This is a genomic window from Enterobacter cloacae complex sp. HYC080_NIDB, from assembly GCF_056673325.1.
Genome location: NZ_CP114212.1, coordinates 900,370 through 919,008 on the forward strand (window position 1 = coordinate 900,370; position 18,639 = coordinate 919,008).

Annotated in this window: 16 protein-coding genes and 1 pseudogene; 12 read left to right on the top strand and 5 right to left on the bottom strand. The window is 54.8% G+C overall.

Features of this window, described 5'->3' with window-relative positions; all coding sequences use genetic code 11:
• Window positions 1–115: 115 nt before the first annotated feature.
• Window positions 116–601 (top strand): GNAT family N-acetyltransferase, encoded by a 486-nt coding sequence (locus O1723_RS04310; RefSeq protein ID WP_014885090.1) that lies wholly within the window; start codon window positions 116–118, stop codon window positions 599–601.
• Here O1723_RS04310 and galR read toward each other — a convergent pair.
• Window positions 562–1,578, bottom strand: a complete 1,017-nt coding sequence (galR, locus tag O1723_RS04315) for an HTH-type transcriptional regulator GalR (RefSeq protein WP_014885089.1) — start codon at window positions 1,576–1,578, stop codon at window positions 562–564. The two genes, O1723_RS04310 and galR, sit on opposite strands and share 40 nt — an antisense overlap.
• 624 nt (window positions 1,579–2,202) lie before the next feature.
• Between galR and aas the strand changes: the two genes are divergently transcribed.
• Complete coding sequence (gene aas, locus O1723_RS04320; protein WP_023331223.1) at window positions 2,203–4,362, top strand: bifunctional acyl-ACP--phospholipid O-acyltransferase/long-chain-fatty-acid--ACP ligase; 2,160 nt, start codon at window positions 2,203–2,205, stop codon at window positions 4,360–4,362.
• Window positions 4,355–5,548, top strand: a complete 1,194-nt coding sequence (gene lplT / locus O1723_RS04325) for a lysophospholipid transporter LplT (RefSeq protein ID WP_023331222.1) — start codon at window positions 4,355–4,357, stop codon at window positions 5,546–5,548. The genes aas and lplT overlap by 8 nt, the downstream gene beginning before the upstream one ends.
• Before the next feature lie 92 nt (window positions 5,549–5,640).
• Here lplT and O1723_RS04330 read toward each other — a convergent pair whose 3' ends face one another.
• From O1723_RS04330 to O1723_RS04345, 4 genes and pseudogenes are all read right to left on the bottom strand, one after another.
• Entirely contained in the window at window positions 5,641–6,681 is a 1,041-nt protein-coding gene (locus tag O1723_RS04330; protein WP_014885086.1) for an NADP(H)-dependent aldo-keto reductase, read from the bottom strand.
• Between the two features lie 131 nt (window positions 6,682–6,812).
• Complete coding sequence (locus O1723_RS04335; protein WP_014885085.1) at window positions 6,813–7,031, bottom strand: YgdI/YgdR family lipoprotein; 219 nt, start codon at window positions 7,029–7,031, stop codon at window positions 6,813–6,815.
• A gap of 128 nt (window positions 7,032–7,159) precedes the next feature.
• Window positions 7,160–7,852, bottom strand: coding sequence for a DNA mismatch repair endonuclease MutH (gene mutH, locus O1723_RS04340; protein ID WP_014885084.1), 693 nt, complete (start codon window positions 7,850–7,852; stop codon window positions 7,160–7,162).
• Window positions 7,853–8,006: 154 nt separating this feature from the next.
• Window positions 8,007–8,072 (bottom strand): annotated as a pseudogene (locus O1723_RS04345) (hypothetical protein); the annotation flags it as partial.
• 463 nt (window positions 8,073–8,535) lie between these two features.
• On the opposite strand from O1723_RS04345, the gene rppH reads away from it, so the two are divergent.
• The 9 genes from rppH (at window position 8,536) to recC (ending at window position 18,489) form a co-directional block, all read left to right on the top strand.
• The gene (rppH, locus tag O1723_RS04350) at window positions 8,536–9,066 is read left to right on the top strand and encodes an RNA pyrophosphohydrolase (RefSeq protein ID WP_013098553.1); all 531 of its coding nucleotides are present in this window, start codon (window positions 8,536–8,538) and stop codon (window positions 9,064–9,066) included.
• A gap of 12 nt (window positions 9,067–9,078) precedes the next feature.
• The gene (gene ptsP, locus O1723_RS04355) at window positions 9,079–11,325 is read left to right on the top strand and encodes a phosphoenolpyruvate--protein phosphotransferase (RefSeq protein ID WP_023337714.1); all 2,247 of its coding nucleotides are present in this window, start codon (window positions 9,079–9,081) and stop codon (window positions 11,323–11,325) included.
• A gap of 194 nt (window positions 11,326–11,519) precedes the next feature.
• Window positions 11,520–12,395, top strand: a complete 876-nt coding sequence (gene lgt, locus O1723_RS04360) for a prolipoprotein diacylglyceryl transferase (RefSeq protein ID WP_014885082.1) — start codon at window positions 11,520–11,522, stop codon at window positions 12,393–12,395.
• A gap of 6 nt (window positions 12,396–12,401) precedes the next feature.
• Complete coding sequence (gene thyA, locus O1723_RS04365; protein WP_014885081.1) at window positions 12,402–13,196, top strand: thymidylate synthase; 795 nt, start codon at window positions 12,402–12,404, stop codon at window positions 13,194–13,196.
• A 184-nt stretch (window positions 13,197–13,380) separates the two neighbouring features.
• Window positions 13,381–13,842 carry a prepilin peptidase-dependent protein gene (locus tag O1723_RS04370; protein ID WP_248190689.1) on the top strand — a complete coding sequence of 154 codons (462 nt, stop codon included), beginning with the start codon at window positions 13,381–13,383 and terminating at the stop codon, window positions 13,840–13,842.
• Window positions 13,836–14,396 carry a prepilin peptidase-dependent protein gene (locus O1723_RS04375; protein ID WP_014885079.1) on the top strand — a complete coding sequence of 187 codons (561 nt, stop codon included), beginning with the start codon at window positions 13,836–13,838 and terminating at the stop codon, window positions 14,394–14,396. The genes O1723_RS04370 and O1723_RS04375 overlap by 7 nt, the downstream gene beginning before the upstream one ends.
• Window positions 14,393–14,794 carry a DUF2509 family protein gene (locus O1723_RS04380; protein WP_014885078.1) on the top strand — a complete coding sequence of 134 codons (402 nt, stop codon included), beginning with the start codon at window positions 14,393–14,395 and terminating at the stop codon, window positions 14,792–14,794. The genes O1723_RS04375 and O1723_RS04380 overlap by 4 nt, the downstream gene beginning before the upstream one ends.
• On the top strand, window positions 14,779–15,102 hold the full coding sequence (locus tag O1723_RS04385; RefSeq protein WP_014885077.1) for a prepilin-type N-terminal cleavage/methylation domain-containing protein: 324 nt from the start codon (window positions 14,779–14,781) through the stop codon (window positions 15,100–15,102). Before O1723_RS04380 ends, O1723_RS04385 begins: the two co-directional genes overlap by 16 nt.
• 12 nt (window positions 15,103–15,114) lie before the next feature.
• The gene (gene recC / locus O1723_RS04390) at window positions 15,115–18,489 is read left to right on the top strand and encodes an exodeoxyribonuclease V subunit gamma (protein WP_014885076.1); all 3,375 of its coding nucleotides are present in this window, start codon (window positions 15,115–15,117) and stop codon (window positions 18,487–18,489) included.
• Window positions 18,490–18,639: the final 150 nt, after the last annotated feature.

Consider the following 18,639-nt stretch of genomic DNA (forward strand, 5'->3'; position numbering starts at 1 on the left):
ACGATTCGCCTGGCCCCTCAGAAGTAAAACGTAATAGTCTGACTCTGGTAAAATAATCGACAAACCGGGCTGGAGGCGTCAGGCTAGCCCATTAATAAGAACACCCAGGTGAAACGTGAAAAAGAGTGTCATCCTCCCGCTTTATGAAGCCCCGCAGTATGCGGAGCAGGTTACCGACTGGATATGGCAGGCGTTTGGCGAGGGGCTCCCACGGGCATTTTTCCACAGCATCGTTGAGCACAGCCAGGCGCCGGGGGCACTGCCGTTGACGTTTATCGCTTTAGAAGACCAACAGCTTCTCGGCACGGTGGGCCTCTGGCGCTGCGATTTGATTACCCGACAGGATCTCTGTCCGTGGCTGGCGGCGCTCTACGTTGATGAGGCGGCGCGCGGTAAGGGACTGGCAGGTAAGTTACAGCAACACGTTATCGCCTTTGCCGCACAGGCCGGATACGACGAACTCCATCTCTGGTCTGCCTGCCGTGACTTCTATGAACGTTACGGCTGGCAGTACATTGGCGATGGGCTGGAGTATCCCGATAAAACGGTACATCTGTACCGTTATTCGCTTTGCGCTTCAGCAGGCGACGCAACGGAGTGACGGCGCACTAAGGTTGGGCTGAAGAGATGGGTAATTTCCGGTGGCTGGCGTTGCTCGGCCAGCGCTAACGCCAGCTCGGCAGCCTGTGTGGCCATCGTGATGATAGGGTAACGCACGGTGGTCAGGCGCGGGCGCACATAGCGAGAGACCAGCACATCATCAAAGCCAATCAGCGAGATTTCTGCCGGGACCTCAATTCCGTTATCATTCAATACCCCCATTGCGCCAGCGGCCATCGAGTCGTTATAGCTTGCCACTGCCGTGAAGTTCCGTCCGCGGCCCAGCAGTTCCGTCATAGCCTGTTCGCCACCGCTCTCATCCGGTTCACCATAGGCCACCAGACGGTCATTACAGGGTAGACCGTTTTCGCGCAGGGCATCGTAGTAGCCCTGAAGACGATCTTCTGCGTCAGAAATAGGGTGGTTGGAACAGAGATAGCCAATCCGCGTATGTCCCTGTTGAATCAGATGACGGGTCGCAAGCCAGGCGCCGTAGCGGTCGTCGAGAGCCACGCAGCGTTTTTCAAATCCAGGAATAATGCGGTTGATGATGACCATGCCGGGCATCTGCTTCATCAGGTGAATCAGTTCGGCATCCGGGATCATTTTGGCGTGAACCACCAGAGCTGCGCAGCGGTGGCGGATCAACTGTTCGATCGCCTGGCGCTCTTTTTGCTCATTATGATAGCCATTGCCGATCAGTAAAAAGTTACCCGTCTGATAAGAGACCTGTTCAACCGCCTTCACCATGGCGCCGAAAAAGGGGTCGGATACATCACCCACCACCAGACCAATGGTTTCAGTGGACTGCTGGGCGAGCGCGCGAGCATTGGCGTTGGGGTGGTAGTTCAGGGTTTCCATGGCGCTTTGTACCGCCTGGCGTGATGCGTCGCTGGCTTTGGGGGAATCATTAATCACGCGGGAGACGGTGGCAACCGAAACACCGGCCAGACGAGCCACATCCTTTATTGTCGCCATTTATAACCTTCTTATTAGGGGTAAGCGTTTACACACCAAATAGTGTTGCGGAAAAGTGGCGTGCATTCAAGGGGCACCGATTTCCCCTCACTACAAACGTGACGCAGAACACCCCTGATCGTGTAATCGTTACACGCGCAGTCATGTCTGAAGACGGTGAATCTGAACCTTTGGTTACACTTTGCCTCAGGCTGTTGCGATTGTCCGGTGGCGATGACGTTAAAGAGGTTGATAGAGTCGAGATCCCAGAGGTATTGATAGGTGGAATCAACTCCGGTTGATTAACACGACTTACACCAGCCTGCGTTTTTACGCAGGTTTTTTTTTGCCTGATAGTTCAACCTGTAACAGCAAAAGAGAATATTCACACCTGGTTGCACTTCGGCTCATTCCCTTGCGTTTTCCTGCTGGCGAAGCGCAGGGGCAACGGCCACAATCAAGATCCCAGAGGTATTGATTGGTGAGAATTCTTAGTACGTTTTCGTACTCATCTCTTGCACCAACCTGCGCGGATGCGCAGGTTTTTTTTTGCCCCCACTTTTGCTGTCGCTCCCATACCACTTCTCGTGTAATCTGCCACCATTTACTGTCAACCCTCCACACTGTCTGGCAAAGGGAGTTGAGATGCTATTTGGGTTCTTCCGTACACTTTTCCGTATTCTTTTTCGCATCCGCGTCACTGGCGATGCCCAGGCGCTTCGCGGCGAACGCGTTCTCATCACACCAAATCATGTTTCCTTTATCGATGGCATCCTGCTGGCGCTGTTTTTGCCCGTGCGTCCGGTGTTTGCGGTGTATACCTCCATCAGCCAGCAGTGGTATATGCGCTGGCTCACGCCGCTGATTGACTTCGTGCCGCTCGACCCCACCAAACCGATGATGATTAAACATCTGGTACGTCTGGTTGAGCAGGGGCGTCCGGTGGTCATTTTCCCGGAAGGGCGCATTTCAGTGACCGGCTCGCTAATGAAAATCTATGACGGCGCGGGATTTGTCGCGGCGAAGTCAAAAGCGACCGTGGTGCCACTGCGTATCGAAGGCGCAGAGCTGAGCCACTTCAGCCGCCTGAAAGGGCTGGTGAAGCAGCGTCTGTTCCCAAAAATTACCCTGCATATTCTGCCGCCAACGTCGTTACCGATGCCCGATGCACCGCGTGCCCGCGATCGCCGTAAAATTGCCGGAGAAATGCTGCACCAGATTATGATGGAAGCGCGAATGGCCGTTCGTCCGCGCGAAACGCTGTATGAATCTCTGCTTTCGGCACAGTATCGCTATGGTGCCAGGAAAAACTGTATTGAAGACATCAATTTCACGCCTGACACATATCGCAAACTGCTGACCAAGACCCTGTTTGTGGGCCGCATTCTTGAAAAATACAGTAAGAAGGGTGAAAAGATTGGCCTGATGCTGCCTAACGCGGGCATCAGCGCAGCGGTGATTTTTGGTGCGGTGTCCCGCGGCCGTATTCCGGCAATGATGAACTACACGGCGGGTGTAAAAGGGCTGACCAGTGCCATCACTGCGGCCCAAATCAACACCGTTTTTACCTCTCGCCAGTTCCTGGATAAAGGCAAGCTGTGGCATCTGCCGGAGCAGCTGACTCAGGTTCGCTGGGTCTTCCTGGAAGATCTGAAGGCGGACGTGACGACGGGCGACAAGCTGTGGATTTTCGCTCACCTGCTGATGCCCCATCTGGCACAGGTTAAACAGCAGCCGGAAGATGACGCGATTATCCTCTTTACCTCCGGTTCGGAAGGCAACCCGAAAGGCGTCGTCCACAGCCACAAGAGTATTCTCGCGAACGTTGAACAGATCAAAAGCATTGCTGACTTTACCGCCAGTGACCGTTTTATGTCTGCGCTGCCGCTGTTCCACTCCTTTGGTCTGACGGTGGGGCTGTTTACGCCGCTGCTGACCGGCGCAGAAGTGTTCCTCTATCCCAGCCCGCTGCATTACCGCATTGTGCCGGAGCTGGTGTATGACCGTAACTGCACCGTCCTGTTTGGGACCTCAACCTTCCTGGGTAACTATGCGCGTTTCGCTAATCCATATGATTTCTATCGTGTGCGTTATGTGGTGGCGGGGGCGGAAAAACTGCAGGAGAGCACGCGTCAGATCTGGCAGGACAAGTTTGGCCTGCGCATTCTTGAAGGCTATGGCGTTACGGAGTGCGCACCCGTCGTCTCCATCAACGTGCCGATGGCGGCGAAGCCGGGTACGGTTGGCCGAATTCTGCCGGGAATGGATGCGCGTCTGCTGGCGGTACCGGGCATTGAGGACGGTGGCCGCCTGCAGCTGAAAGGACCAAACGTGATGAATGGTTACCTGCGCGTGGAAAACCCGGGCGTGCTGGAAGCGCCAACGGCGGAAAACGTGAACGGTGAGGTTGAAACCGGCTGGTACGACACCGGTGATATCGTTCGCTTCGACGAGCAGGGCTTTGTGCAGATTCAGGGGCGTGCAAAACGCTTCGCCAAAATCGCCGGTGAAATGGTCTCTCTGGAGATGGTTGAACAGCTGGCGACGGCGGTGTCCGCGGATAAGATGCACGCGACGGTGGTGAAGAGTGATGCCAGCAAAGGCGAGGCGCTGGTCCTGTTTACCACCGACAGTGAGCTGAAGCGCGACAGGTTACTTAGCCATGCGCGTGAGCATGGCATTCCCGAGCTGGCGGTACCGCGCGATATTCGTTACCTGAAACACCTTCCGGTATTGGGTAGCGGTAAGCCTGACTTTGTGACCCTGAAAGGCATGGTTGAAGAGGCGGAACAGCAAAATGCGTGAGTCAGTGCACACTAACACATCGCTTAGGTCAAAAGGCATGATGGCAGTGATTGCTGCGCAGTTTCTCTCTGCGTTCGGCGATAACGCGCTGTTGTTTGCCACCCTGGCGCTGCTGAAGGCCGAGTTTTACCCTGACTGGAGCCAGCCGATCCTGCAGATGGTGTTTGTGGGCGCTTACATTATCTTCGCGCCGTTTGTGGGGCAGGTGGCGGACAGTTTCCCGAAAGGCCGGGTGATGATGTTTGCTAACGGTCTGAAGCTGCTGGGGGCCGCCAGCATTTGCTTTGGTTTCAATCCGTTTATTGGCTACACGCTGGTGGGCATTGGTGCTGCCGCCTACTCACCGGCGAAATATGGCATCCTCGGAGAGCTGACCACGGGTGATAAGCTGGTGAAAGCCAACGGCCTGATGGAGTCGTCTACTATCGCCGCTATCCTGCTCGGCTCCGTCGCGGGCGGTGTACTGGCCGACTGGCATGTCCTGGCGGCGCTGGGCGTTTGTGCGGTGGTGTATGGCGGTGCGGTCGTGGCTAACCTGTTCATTCCAAAGCTGCCGGTAGCCCGTCCGGGACAATCCTGGCGCTTCAAACCGATGACCGGCAGTTTCTTTAATGCCTGCCGCGTGCTCTGGCGTAACGGTGAAACACGTTTCTCTCTGATGGGCACTAGTATGTTCTGGGGCGCAGGCGTCACGCTGCGCTTCCTGCTGGTGCTGTGGGTGCCGGTGGCGCTGGGCATTACCGACAATGCGACGCCGACCTATCTTAACGCGATGGTGGCGATCGGCATTGTTGTTGGCGCGGGCGCGGCGGCGAAGCTGGTGACGCTCGAAACGGTGGCACGCTGCATGCCTGCGGGGATCCTCATTGGCGTCGCGGTGCTCCTTTTCTCGCTACAGCATGCGTTATTGCCTGCTTATGCTCTACTGATCCTGATTGGTATTCTGGGTGGTTTCTTCGTGGTACCGCTCAACGCGTTACTGCAGGAGCGCGGCAAGCAGACTGTTGGGGCGGGAAATGCCATTGCGGTGCAAAATCTGGGTGAAAACCTGGCGATGCTGTTAATGCTGGGGCTCTACTCGCTGGCGGTGAAAGTCGGTGTGCCAGTGGTGGGAATTGGCGTCGGGTTTGGTGCGCTGTTTGCGCTGGCGATTGCCGCATTATGGCTTTGGCAGCGTCGCCGTTGATTTATGCGGTCTGATGCCCTCACCCCGGCCCTCTCCCACGGGAGAGGGTGCGAACACTAAAAACGGCAACGTGCGTTGCCGTTTTGCATTTATTACGGTGCAGGATACGTATAAACCTGATGCACCGCTTCAATCTCCGCTAATACCTCTTCACTCAGGTCCAGATGGAAACTCTCAATATTGGTTTTCAGCTGTTCCAGAGTGGTAGCCCCCAGCAGAGTACTGGCCACAAACGGCTGACGGCGCACGAAGGCCAGCGCCATCTGTGCGGGGTCAAGACCGTGACGCTTTGCGATATCCACATAGGCCGCAACGGCTTTCTGTGTCTGCTCGCCGCTGTAGCGGGTAAAGCGGCTAAAGAGGGTATTACGCGCCCCAGCCGGTTTTGCGCCGTTCAGGTATTTCCCCGTCAGCGTGCCAAAACCGAGGCAGGAATAGGCGAGCAGTTCCACCTCTTCATATTGTGTCACTTCCGCCAGGCCAACTTCGTAGCTGCGGTTAAGCAGGCTGTAGGGGTTTTGAATGGTGACGATGCGCGGCAGATCGTGTTTATCCGCCAGGTGCAGATAGCGCATCACGCCAAAGGCCGTTTCGTTAGACACGCCAATGTAGCGGATTTTCCCCGCGCGCTGGCATTCGGTCAGCGCTTCCAGCGTTTCCAGCAGCGTAACGGCGGGAGCGCTCTCATTCCAGCTGTAGCCAAGCTTACCGAAACAGTTGGTTGGACGCTGTGGCCAGTGGACCTGGTACAGATCAAGATAGTCGGTTTGCAGGCGCTTCAGGCTGGCATCCAGCGCGGCGCGGATATTTTTGCGATCGAGGATTTGGTTTGGGCGGATCCCGGCATCGTTATTGCGCGAGGGGCCGCTGACTTTCGAGGCGATAACCAGCTTTTCACGGTTGCCGCGTTTTGCCAGCCAGTTACCGACGTAGGTTTCGGTAAGTCCCTGGGTTTCAGGGCGTGGCGGCACAGGGTACATCTCTGCGACATCAATCAGGTTAATGCCCTGGCTGACGGCATAATCGAGTTGTGCATGGGCATCGGCTTCGCTGTTTTGTTCACCAAATGTCATCGTGCCCAACCCCAGTTGACTTATCTCCAGAGCGCTGTGGGGGATACGGTGATAATGCATAGCCGGCTTCCTTCAATAGACATGTAGACCGCGTCAGGAACCTCCCGACAAAGGAAGATAAACATGGCAGAGGGGAAGCAAAAGGGGAAGAAAAAAATCAAAAAGGCCAGTACGCTACTGACCTCTGACTGTTATCGCTCAATAATTTGCGAAACTTCGTCGCGATTGATCTGCATTTTATTGCCTGCCTGGTCGTGGTAGCTGACCAGACCGGTATCGTCGTCGACTTCGGGTTTGCCGTCGGTCAGGATCATCCGGCCATCTTTTGTCGCCATAACGTAATCGCTGCTACAGCCCGATACAGCAAACGCCAACCCGACTGCTGAAATTAACACCGCCCATTTTTTCATCGTTATCGTCCTCATCTGGCTCGTATCAAATCATAGTGTAGTATTAACCCGTTATGAAAACAGGGAGAAGCAGTAAAATCTTAAAAACCAGGCGATTATGTTTGTTAGCTCGCAAAATAAGTAAAAAACTATGTTTTTAGTAAGAAATGACGAGCAAGCAGTGCGCCGGTGAAATTCTTTTTGAGATAAAAACCGCGCGGCAACGTCAGTATCGGCTCGCCCATTGCGCCGATCGCCTCGGTCAGCGCTTTGCTGTTAGCCGCCTTTGGGCGCAGCTGTAACACTTCTCCGTGTCGGGCGGTGATGCGCTCCACCTGCCCGAGCACGATCATGTCCATCAGCTCTTCCCAGTCCAGACGCAGCTGATGCTCTTCCTCTTCATCCGGGCTCCAGAGCAGCGGCGCGCCAACGCGACGCTCAGCCAGTGGGATCTGACGTTCACCTTCAACCGGAACCCACAGCACGCGCTTCAGCTTATGGCGCACGTGGCTGGTCTCCCACGTCACGCCGGTATTACCGGTCAAAGGCGCAACGCAGACAAACGTGGTCTCCAGAGGCTTGCCCTGGCTGTCGATGGGAATGGTTTTTAACTCTACGCCAAGGGCGGCAAAATCTTGCTCTGGTTTGCTCCCGGCGCTGGCACCCAGCCACAGTTCCAGCAGCATGCCGATCCAGCCTTTATCTCGTTTCAGATCCTTCGGGATCGGAAGCCCTGCCATCGCCGCCAGTTCGCCCAGCGAGAAACCCGCCAGACGCTGAGCCTGCTGCAGCAACTGACGCTCGCTTGACGGCGGTGTGAGCAAGGGGGTAAGCGGATGCATGAAGGTAACCTTTTGATTAAAAAACAAACGAAGAAATTGTCCCTTGTGGATAGAGTTTAACTTTTTCTGTACCAATATTCCATGTCTATGATTTATAGGTTTTTTTATCGAAAATTTAGCACCAGATCTGAAACGTAAAATGGGTTGTTCAAATCTGGTCACTGACAATAAACAGGATCTTACACCATGTTATCCACAGAAAAGTGGGATAACTGGGCATAACCCTGACTACTGTTTCAATTTACAGCCTTGACGTGCGACGAAAATCCAAATTTCAGACAAATTGTGTTTAACTTATTGGCACAATCTGTGGATAAAACCGACGCTGTTCGATCTTTCATCAGCACGATGATCCCTGATGTGATGATCGTCACGCTATTCTCTTTTTTGTTGATGGTTTCATGCTTAACTATATGAAAATAATAATCTTATATAATTTCATTAAAAAAGGGAGCCTGACGGTGATTCAGGTTGTTCATGGGTAATCAGACACTTCTTCACAACTATATCCACAGAAAAGGTGAATAAAATTCCCTTCGCAGCTGCACTTCTGTTTATAACTCTGCCCTTATTTGTGAGTTATTCAAATGTTATTAGGTTGCAGGCCTGTAAGAGAGTGGTTTACCGCCTCCCTGTAGTGTGAAACAATCATTCATATATAAGGTTTAGATTGGGGTAGTCCGGTGATTGATGACGATGGCTACCGCCCGAACGTAGGAATAGTAATTTGTAATCGTCAGGGCCAGGTCATGTGGGCAAGGCGATATGGTCAGCACTCCTGGCAGTTCCCGCAAGGTGGGATTAATCCGGGAGAGTCCCCAGAACAAGCGATGTACCGGGAGCTTTTTGAAGAGGTCGGTTTAAGCCGTAAAGATGTTCGCATCCTGGCCTCGACCCGCAACTGGTTGCGTTACAAGTTACCGAAACGTTTGGTGCGTTGGGACACAAAGCCGGTTTGTATCGGCCAGAAACAGAAGTGGTTTCTTCTGCAGTTGGTGGGCAACGATTCGGACATCAATATGCAAACCAGCAGTACGCCGGAGTTCGATGGCTGGCGCTGGGTAAGCTATTGGTATCCTGTTCGTCAGGTCGTGTCATTTAAACGCGATGTTTACCGTAGGGTGATGAAAGAGTTTGCAAGTGTGGTTATGCAGCTTCAGGAGATCCCGCCTAAGCCGCAAAGCGCACCTGCCTGGCGACGTAAAAGAGGTTAAGCTACGCAAATCATGCTCACCCGCTTGCGAGAAATAGTCGAGAAGGTGGCCAGTGCTCCGCGTCTGAACGAGGCGTTGAATATTCTGGTTACTGACATCTGTCTTGCGATGGAGACCGAGGTCTGTTCGGTGTATCTGGCCGACCACGATCGGCGCTGCTATTACCTGATGGCGACCCGTGGTTTGAAAAAACCACGGGGACGAACCGTAACGCTCGCATTCGATGAAGGGATTGTCGGTCTGGTTGGACGGCTGGCGGAACCCATCAACCTTGCCGATGCGCAAAAACACCCCAGTTTTAAATACATTCCTTCCGTAAAAGAAGAGCGCTTCCGCGCTTTCCTTGGTGTGCCAATTATCCAGCGTCGTCAGCTGCTCGGCGTTCTGGTCGTCCAGCAGCGTGAGCTGCGTCAGTACGATGAAAGCGAAGAGTCATTCCTCGTTACGCTTGCCACACAGATGGCGGCGATCCTCTCACAGTCTCAGCTTGCTGCGCTTTTTGGTCAGTATCGTCATACGCGTATCCGTGCTCTTCCGGCCTCGCCAGGCGTGGCGATTGCTGAAGGCTGGATGGACGCCACGCTGCCGTTAATGGAGCAGGTGTACGAAGCCTCCACGCTTGATGAAGCGCTGGAGCGCGAGCGTCTTACCGCCGCCCTGGAAGAGGCGGCGAATGAATTTCGTCGCTACAGCAAACGCTTTGCGGCGGGTGCGCAAAAAGAGACGGCGGCTATCTTTGACCTCTATTCGCACCTGCTCTCAGACGCGCGTTTGCGTCGTGAGCTTTTTGCCGAGGTGGATAAAGGTTCGGTAGCAGAATGGGCCGTTAAAAAGGTTATCGAAAAGTTTGCTGAACAGTTTGCAGTATTAACTGACGGTTATCTGAAGGAGCGCGCCGGAGATTTACGCGCGCTGGGCCAACGTCTGCTGTTCCATCTGGATGACACCATTCAAGGGCCAAATGCCTGGCCAAAACGGTTTGTCCTGGTTGCCGATGAACTCTCGGCAACCACGCTGGCTGAACTGCCTCAGGACCGGCTGGCCGGCGTCGTGGTGCGCGATGGTGCCGCCAACTCACATGCCGCCATTATGGTACGTGCGCTGGGTATTCCTACCGTTATGGGGGCGGATATCCAGCCGTCGGTACTGCACCGACGCACGCTGGTGGTTGATGGTTACCGCGGTGAACTGCTGGTCGATCCTGAGCCGGTTCTGCTTCAGGAATATCAGCGTCTCATCAGCGAAGAGAATGAATTAAGCAAGCTGGCGGAAGATGACGTTAACCTGCCTGCGCAACTCAAAAGCGGCGAGCGGATCAAAGTCATGCTCAACGCGGGCTTAAGCCCGGAGCACGAGGAGAAGCTTGGCAGCCGCATCGACGGCATCGGTTTATACCGCACTGAAATCCCGTTCATGTTGCAAAGTGGTTTCCCCTCCGAAGAGGAGCAGGTGGCGCAGTATCAGGGCATGTTGCAGATGTTTAACGATAAGCCCGTCACCCTGCGTACCCTGGACGTCGGGGCGGATAAACAGCTGCCGTATATGCCGATCAGCGAAGAGAACCCATGCCTGGGCTGGCGCGGGATCCGTATTACGCTCGATCAGCCGGAGATCTTTCTGATTCAGGTGCGCGCCATGCTGCGCGCCAACGCGGCGACGGGGAATCTCAGCATCTTACTGCCGATGGTGACCAGTATTGATGAGATCGACGAAGCGCGGCGCCTGATTGAACGTGCTGGCCGGGAAGTGGAAGAGATGATTGGCTATGCGATCCCTAAACCACGGATCGGTGTCATGCTCGAAGTGCCGTCGATGGTCTTTATGTTGCCGCAGCTGGCTAACCGCGTTGATTTTATCTCTGTCGGTACGAACGACCTGACGCAATATATTCTGGCCGTCGATCGTAACAACACCCGCGTCGCCAGTATCTACGACAGTCTGCATCCGGCGATCATTCGCGCGTTAGCGATGATTGCCCGTGAGGCGGAGCAGTACGGCATTGATTTACGCCTGTGCGGCGAAATGGCCGGGGATTCAATGTGCGTCGCGATCCTGATTGGTCTGGGCTATCGCCACCTGTCGATGAACGGCCGTGCCGTCGCACGCGTGAAGTATTTGTTGCGACATATCGACATCAGTGATGCTCGCGAGCTGGCTGAGCGCAGTCTTGAAGCGCAGCTGTCCGCGGAGGTACGGCACCAGGTGGCGGCGTTTATGGAACGACGCGGTATGGGTGGCCTGATTCGCGGCGGCCGCTAATCCTCTTACTCCCTCTCCCTGTGGTGAGAGGGCACCAGTGCGGATAAAACCCTATACACATCTTTTACATCTCTGGCGCATCCTCCACGCCCGCCTTATGCTATGATTCGCAACTTTGGAGCCTCTGCTTAAGGCAGAATCGCATTTCTACCGCTGTCCACTTTCAGCGGAATAACAACATCTTGTGGTGACAGATGAACAGTGGTTATCTGCATTTTCCGGAATTTGATCCGGTCATTTTCTCAGTAGGACCTGTTTCGCTTCACTGGTACGGTTTGATGTACCTGGTGGGCTTCATTTTTGCCATGTGGCTTGCTGGTCGTCGCGCCAGCCGTCCTGGCAGCGGCTGGACCAAAAACGAAGTGGAAAACCTGCTGTACGCGGGCTTCCTCGGCGTGTTCCTCGGTGGCCGTATTGGGTATGTGCTGTTCTATAACCTCCCGGTATTCCTGAACGATCCCCTCTACCTGTTCCGCGTCTGGGACGGCGGCATGTCCTTCCACGGCGGCCTGATTGGGGTGATCCTGGTGATGGTGATTTTTGCCAAACGCACCAAACGCAACTTCTTCCAGGTATCAGATTTTATCGCACCACTGATCCCATTTGGGCTGGGGGCTGGCCGTCTGGGCAACTTTATCAACGGTGAGCTGTGGGGGCGTGTTGACCCGAGCGTCTCTTTCACCATGCTGTTCCCCGGCTCGCGTGCAGAAGACATGGCGTTGCTGCCGTCGCATCCAGAGTGGCAATCCATTTTCGATACCTACGGCGTGCTGCCGCGTCATATGTCCCAGCTTTATGAGCTGGCACTGGAAGGCGTCGTGCTGTTCATCATCCTGAACCTGTTTATTCGCAAACCGCGCCCGATGGGGTCTGTCTCCGGCCTGTTCCTGATTGGCTACGGCGCGTTCCGCATCATTGTTGAATTCTTCCGCCAGCCGGATGCACAGTTCACCGGTGAATGGGTACAGTACATCAGCATGGGGCAGATCCTCTCCATTCCGATGATTGTCGCGGGTGCCATTATGATGATTTGGGCGTATCGTCGTCGTCCACAGCAACAACTTTCCTGAGGAACCATGAAACAGTATCTTGAATTGATGAAAAAAGTGCTCGATGAGGGCACGCCGAAAAACGACCGTACCGGCACCGGTACGCTCTCCATTTTTGGCCACCAGATGCGCTTCAATTTACAGGAAGGCTTCCCTCTGGTGACGACCAAGCGCTGCCATCTGCGCTCGATCATTCATGAACTGCTCTGGTTCCTGCAAGGCGATACCAACGTTGCGTATCTGCACGAAAACAACGTCTCCATCTGGGACGAATGGGCAGATGAAAACGGCAACCTGGGCCCGGTTTACGGCAAGCAGTGGCGCGCATGGCCAACGCCTGATGGCCGCCATATTGACCAGATCACCACCGTGATGAACCAGCTGAAAAACGATCCGGACTCGCGCCGAATCATTGTTTCCGCCTGGAACGTGGGCGAGCTGGACAAAATGGCGCTGGCTCCGTGCCACGCGTTCTTCCAGTTCTACGTCGCTGACGGAAAGCTCTCCTGCCAGCTCTACCAGCGTTCCTGTGACGTGTTCCTCGGCCTGCCGTTTAACATTGCCAGCTATGCGCTGTTAGTCCATATGATGGCGCAGCAGTGTGACCTGGAAGTGGGGGATTTTGTCTGGACCGGTGGGGACACCCATCTCTACAGCAACCATATGGAGCAGACCCATCTCCAGCTGACCCGCGAACCGCGCGCACTGCCGAAGCTCATCATCAAGCGCAAACCGGCGTCAATCTTTGACTACCGCTTCGATGATTTTGAGATTGAGGGCTACGACCCGCACCCTGGCATCAAAGCGCCCGTCGCTATCTGATGCGGTAAAGCGTGACACAACCGGTGCTATTTAGCGCCGGTTTTTTTTCGTCTTTATCCCGTTTCCCGAGGCGTTATCCAGAAAGCGTGCAACGCGCTGCAACTCGCTTAATCCCCTGGATAACGCCTCGTAAAACGTTAATTCGCTGCTCGCCACTTTATCGGCGCATCGCCACACTCCCCGTATGAAAAAAGAGAACGGTTTTACGCTTATCGAAACGCTGGTGGCTGTGTCGCTGGTCGTCATTCTCAGTGCTTCAGGCCTGTACGGCTGGAGCAGTTGGCTGGGGCAGCAGCGGCTGTGGCAAACCGCCAGCCAGGTGCGCGACTACCTGGTGTTTCTGCGCAACCATGCCAACCGGTACAACCGCGAGCACCGCATTACCTTGCAGCAGGTGGGGGAAAGGGCATGCCTGGTGAGTTCTGCCGTAAAAGGCTATGAGCAGGGCAGCCCCTTTGCACTGATTCCACTCTGGCCAGAAGTCGCGGTCAGCGAGGTAACGCCGTCACTCGGGTTCTATGGATTGAGGGATACGGCATGGGCAGGTCGGATAAGAGTGCAAAGCCGTGCAGGATCGTGGCTGATTATTGTCTCAGATGGAGGGCGCATCAGGATGTGTCAGGTCTCGCAGGGGGGACAATGTTGAAGCGTCAGCAGGGATTTTCCCTTACTGAAGTTCTGATTGCTACGGCCATCAGCAGCCTGTTATTGATCGGCGCATCGCGCTTTTTACCCGGTTTGCAGCGAGCGGTGTTGCTGCAATCCGGCCAGCGAGAACAGGAAGAGGAGGTCTGGCAGAGACTGTTTTCCCTCGGCAAACAGCTCCAGCGGGCAGGCTACTGTGCGGGTAACTGCCCGGGACAAGGGTTGTTAACGGGCAGGCAAGGTAGCTGTGTCATTGTGCGATGGGATGCCAACAGTAACGGCAGCTGGGATAACAGTGCATCAGAAAACGACAGCACCGGTTTTCGTCTGGAGTCGGGTGCACTGGAAACCCTGCGTGGTGCAACCTCGTGTGAAGGCAAAGGATGGGAAAAGCTCACGGATCCGGACAGGCTGGTGATCACGCACTTTATGGTGAGTAAAGTTGAACACGCCAGGTTTGCGCCTGAGTTCACTATCGAACTGGCCGCTATCCGCAAGGGCGATCAGGGGAAGCCTTATCAGGCGGTGTATACGGTCACGGGGTACAACTTGTGAACCGTCAACGTGGTATGTCTTCCCTGGCGCTGGTTCTGCTTTTACTGGTGCTTGGTACCCTGATCCTCACCGGTCTCAACCAGCAACTCACTACGTTTAGTGCGCTCGTTGGCGGAGAAAGCCGTTCATTTCAGCAGCAGGCCGCGGTGCAATCTGCGCTTGAGTGGGGACGCGTTCAGCGTTGGTCATCGGAGCCTCTGGCGCAGTGCAAACAGGCATCAGCGTGGCGAGTGTGTTTACGGCGGCTGAGTGAGACGCGTGTGCTGCTGATTGCCGGAGGCAATGACCTGCTGCTCTGGCGCTCAGGAGAGATAATCGACGGTAAAATTCACTTTTCACCCCACGGCTGGAGTGATTTTTGTCCCCTTAAGGAGCGCGCGTTATGCCAGCTACCGTAAACAAAGAGAATGGATTTAGCATGGTTGAGGTTCTGCTGGCGATGATGCTGCTGGTGATGATCGTAACCGCACTGGCCGGTTATCACAGGGCACTGGCGGCGCGGTTTACCCTGTTTAACCAGTACCGCCAGCTCTGGCATTATGCCTGGAACCAGGCTCAGCTCTCAACGACTGCGCTGCCCGCAGGCTGGCAGGTGAGTCGGGTGCAGACAACGTACTCAGGATGTGTCAGCATCACGGTTACACTTTTTTCGCCTCTGGGGCGGCGCGGTGAGATAACGCGTCTGCATTGCCCTGTTAGCCAGTAGTCGGGAGCGTCTATGTTAAGGGTCTACCACTCAAATCGTCTGGATGTGCTGGAAGCGCTGATGGAATTTATCGTTGAGCGCGAGCGGCTGGACGACCCTTTTGAGCCTGAAATGGTGCTGGTGCAAAGCACCGGTATGGCGCAGTGGCTGCAAATGTCGCTTTCCCGTAAATTTGGCATTGCCGCGAACATTGATTTTCCGCTGCCGGCGAGCTTTATCTGGGAAATGTTTGTTCGCGTATTGCCAGACATTCCCGAGCAGAGCGCCTTCAACAAGCAGAGCATGAGCTGGAAGCTGATGGCGCTGCTGCCGGAAATGCTGCAGCACGATGAATTCGCCATGCTGCGCCACTATCTCAATGACGATACCGATAAGCGCAAGCTGTTCCAGCTGGCGTCCCGTACCGCCGATCTCTACGACCAATATCTGGTTTACCGTGCTGACTGGTTAATTCGCTGGGAAGCGGGTGAGCGGGTTGAAGGGCTACCGGAGGCGCAAATCTGGCAGGCGCCGCTGTGGAAAGCGCTGGTTGAGCATACGGAGAAACTGGGCCAGCCTAAGTGGCACCGTGCCAATTTGTACGATCGGTTTATCTCGATACTCGAAAATGCGTCGGAGCGCCCGGCCCGTCTGCCGTCACGCGTCTTTATCTGTGGGATATCCGCATTACCCCCTGTCTATCTGAAGGCGCTGAATGCGCTGGGTAAACATATTGATATTCATATTTTGTTTACCAACCCCTGCCGGCACTATTGGGGGGATATCCTCGATGAACGCTGGCTTTCACGACTGGTAACCCGCCAAAGAAAGCGCCTTTTTGAAGAGCGATCCGTCCCTTTGTTTAAAGACGGCTCCACCGCCGCGCAGCTTTTCGATGAAGACGGTATTCAGAACCTGCCCAATCCGCTGCTTGCCTCATGGGGGAAGCTGGGACGTGATTACATTCACATGCTCTCTGATATCACTTCATCGGGTGAAGGCGATGTGGATGCTTTTGTCGAGATCGCCCCGGATAACCTGCTGCATAACATTCAGCTCGATATTCTTGATCTGGAAAACCGTGCCGTTATGGGTGTGACGGCGAAAGAGTTTGAACGCAGCGACAGCAAGCGGAATCTGGATGCTGACGATCGTAGTATCACGATCCATGTGTGCCATAGCCCGCAGCGTGAGGTCGAAGTGCTTCACGACCAGTTGCTGGCGATGCTGCAGGACGATCCCGAACTCACGCCGCGTGACATCGTGGTGATGGTGGCAGACATCGATAGCTACAGCCCCTTTATTCAGGCTGTTTTCGGCAGTGCGACAGGGGAGCGATACTTGCCTTACGCTATCTCTGACCGTCGCGCTCGTCAGTCGCATCCCGCCTTGCAGGCCTTTGTTACCCTGCTTTCACTGCCGGATAGCCGCTTCATCTCGGAAGATGTCCTGGCGTTACTGGATGTTCCCGTGCTGGCCGCACGCTTCAACATCAATGAGGAAGGGCTGCGCTACCTTCGCCAGTGGGTGAATGAATCTGGCGTGCGCTGGGGGATTGATGACGACAACGTCCAGGAGTTCGAGCTTCCTCCGACCGGGCAACATACCTGGCGGTTTGGCCTGACGCGTATGCTGCTGGGCTACGCCATGGAAAGCAGCCAGGGCGAGTGGAATGAGGTGCTGCCATACGATGAGTCCAGCGGTTTGATTGCTGAACTGGTGGGGCATTTAGCGTCTCTGCTGATGCAGCTTAACCGCTGGCGTCGTGAGTTAATGCAGCCGCGTCCGCTTGAAGAGTGGCTTCCGGTTTGCAGGGCGTTGCTCAATGATTTCTTCCTGCCAGACAGTGACACCGAAGCGGCGATGGCGCTCATTGAAACGCAGTGGCAGGCTATCGTCGACGAGGGCGTGAATTCCCACTATCACGAGGCGATTCCATTGTCGCTGCTGAGGGACGAATTGACGCAGCGTCTTGACCAGGAGCGAATCAGTCAGCGTTTCCTGGCGGGCCCAATCAATATCTGCACGCTGATGCCAATGCGTTCAATCCCCTTTAAGGTGGTCTGTTTGCTCGGCATGAATGACGGCGTTTATCCTCGCGCCCTGGCGCCGCTGGGGTTCGATTTAATGAGCGCAAATCCAAAGCGGGGTGACCGTAGTCGTCGTGATGATGACCGCTATCTTTTCCTCGAAGCGCTCATCTCTGCCCAGAGTAAGCTCTATATCAGCTATATCGGCCGCTCCATTCAGGATAACAGCGAGCGCTTCCCCTCCGTTCTGGTGCAGGAGTTAGTGGATTATATCGGCCAGAGCCACTATCTGGCGGGTGATGAAGCCCTTAACTGTGATGAAAGCGAACAGCGGGTCAAGGCGCATATCACCTGTGTCCACAGCCGTATGCCGTTTGACCAGATGAACTACGTTGTTAGCGAACAGCAGAGCTATGCCCGCGAGTGGCTACCGGCGGCGAAAAAGGAGGGGAGAGCACATACGGATTTCATTCAGACACTTGACCCGCTGCCCATTAACACCCTGACTTTTGAACAGCTTCAACGCTTTTGGGCGCATCCTGTTCGCGCCTTCTTCCAGCAGCGATTGCAGGTCAACTTCCGTTCTGAAGAGAGCGAAATTCCGGATGCAGAGCCTTTTACGCTGGAAGGGCTGGAGCGCTATCAGTTAAATCTGCAACTGCTGAATGCACTGGTTGACGAGGAAGATGCTGACAAGCTTTATCGCCGCTATCGTGCGGCAGGACAACTGCCTTATGGCGCGTTTGGGGAGATCGTCTGGGAGGCGCAATGCCAGGAGATGAACGCTCTGGCGGAGCGCGTAAGGGAGCACCGTCAGCCCGGACAAAGTCTCGAAATCGATCTCAACTGCAATGGCATCCAGCTCACCGGCTGGCTCACTCAGGTTCAGCCTGATGGGCTGCTGCGCTGGCGGCCTTCACTGCTCAGCGTTTCACAGGGATTGCAACTCTGGCTGGAACATCTTGTCTACAGTGCGTTGGGCCATAAAGGCGAAAGCCGGATTTTCGTGCGCAAAGAGGGTGAGTGGCGCTTTCCGCCAATGGAGGCAGAGCAGGCGTTTCGCTACCTCTCTTTGTACATTGAAGGCTATCTCCAGGGAATGAACAAACCCCTGCTGTTATTGCCTGAAAGTGGTGGTGCGTGGATAAAAGCCTGTTACGACGCACAGAATGATGCGATGTTAACGGATGAGGCTTCTCTGCAGAAAGCGCGCAGTAAATTTATGCAGGCCTATGAAGGGAACATGATGGTGCGCGGCGAGGGGGAAGATGTCTGGTATCAGCGCTTATGGCGCACGCTCGAACCAGAGTACTTTGAGGCTATCACGGAAGAGGCAAAGCGCTACCTGTTACCGTTGTTTAAATTTAATCAGTCCTGAGAGCTGTATAAAAATTGCGCAGTATGGGGTGTTCATTTATGATGCACTTCTTATCACGGACTGATGTACCCCCAATAAAGAGATGTTGGCGTGTCCAGCACGCAGTGTGTTAATGATGTTTACCCTAAATAATTCGAGTTGCAGGAAGGC

Coding starts and splice junctions, on each gene's coding strand:
- O1723_RS04330 (WP_014885086.1), bottom strand. CDS start 6,681: ATGCATTATCACCGTATCCCCCACAGCGCTCTGGAGATAAGTCAACTG.
- O1723_RS04335 (WP_014885085.1), bottom strand. CDS start 7,031: ATGAAAAAATGGGCGGTGTTAATTTCAGCAGTCGGGTTGGCGTTTGCT.
- mutH (WP_014885084.1), bottom strand. CDS start 7,852: ATGCATCCGCTTACCCCCTTGCTCACACCGCCGTCAAGCGAGCGTCAG.
- recC (WP_014885076.1), top strand. CDS start 15,115: ATGTTAAGGGTCTACCACTCAAATCGTCTGGATGTGCTGGAAGCGCTG.
- O1723_RS04385 (WP_014885077.1), top strand. CDS start 14,779: ATGCCAGCTACCGTAAACAAAGAGAATGGATTTAGCATGGTTGAGGTT.
- O1723_RS04370 (WP_248190689.1), top strand. CDS start 13,381: ATGAAAAAAGAGAACGGTTTTACGCTTATCGAAACGCTGGTGGCTGTG.
- aas (WP_023331223.1), top strand. CDS start 2,203: ATGCTATTTGGGTTCTTCCGTACACTTTTCCGTATTCTTTTTCGCATC.
- O1723_RS04375 (WP_014885079.1), top strand. CDS start 13,836: ATGTTGAAGCGTCAGCAGGGATTTTCCCTTACTGAAGTTCTGATTGCT.
- thyA (WP_014885081.1), top strand. CDS start 12,402: ATGAAACAGTATCTTGAATTGATGAAAAAAGTGCTCGATGAGGGCACG.
- ptsP (WP_023337714.1), top strand. CDS start 9,079: ATGCTCACCCGCTTGCGAGAAATAGTCGAGAAGGTGGCCAGTGCTCCG.
- lplT (WP_023331222.1), top strand. CDS start 4,355: ATGCGTGAGTCAGTGCACACTAACACATCGCTTAGGTCAAAAGGCATG.
- lgt (WP_014885082.1), top strand. CDS start 11,520: ATGAACAGTGGTTATCTGCATTTTCCGGAATTTGATCCGGTCATTTTC.
- galR (WP_014885089.1), bottom strand. CDS start 1,578: ATGGCGACAATAAAGGATGTGGCTCGTCTGGCCGGTGTTTCGGTTGCC.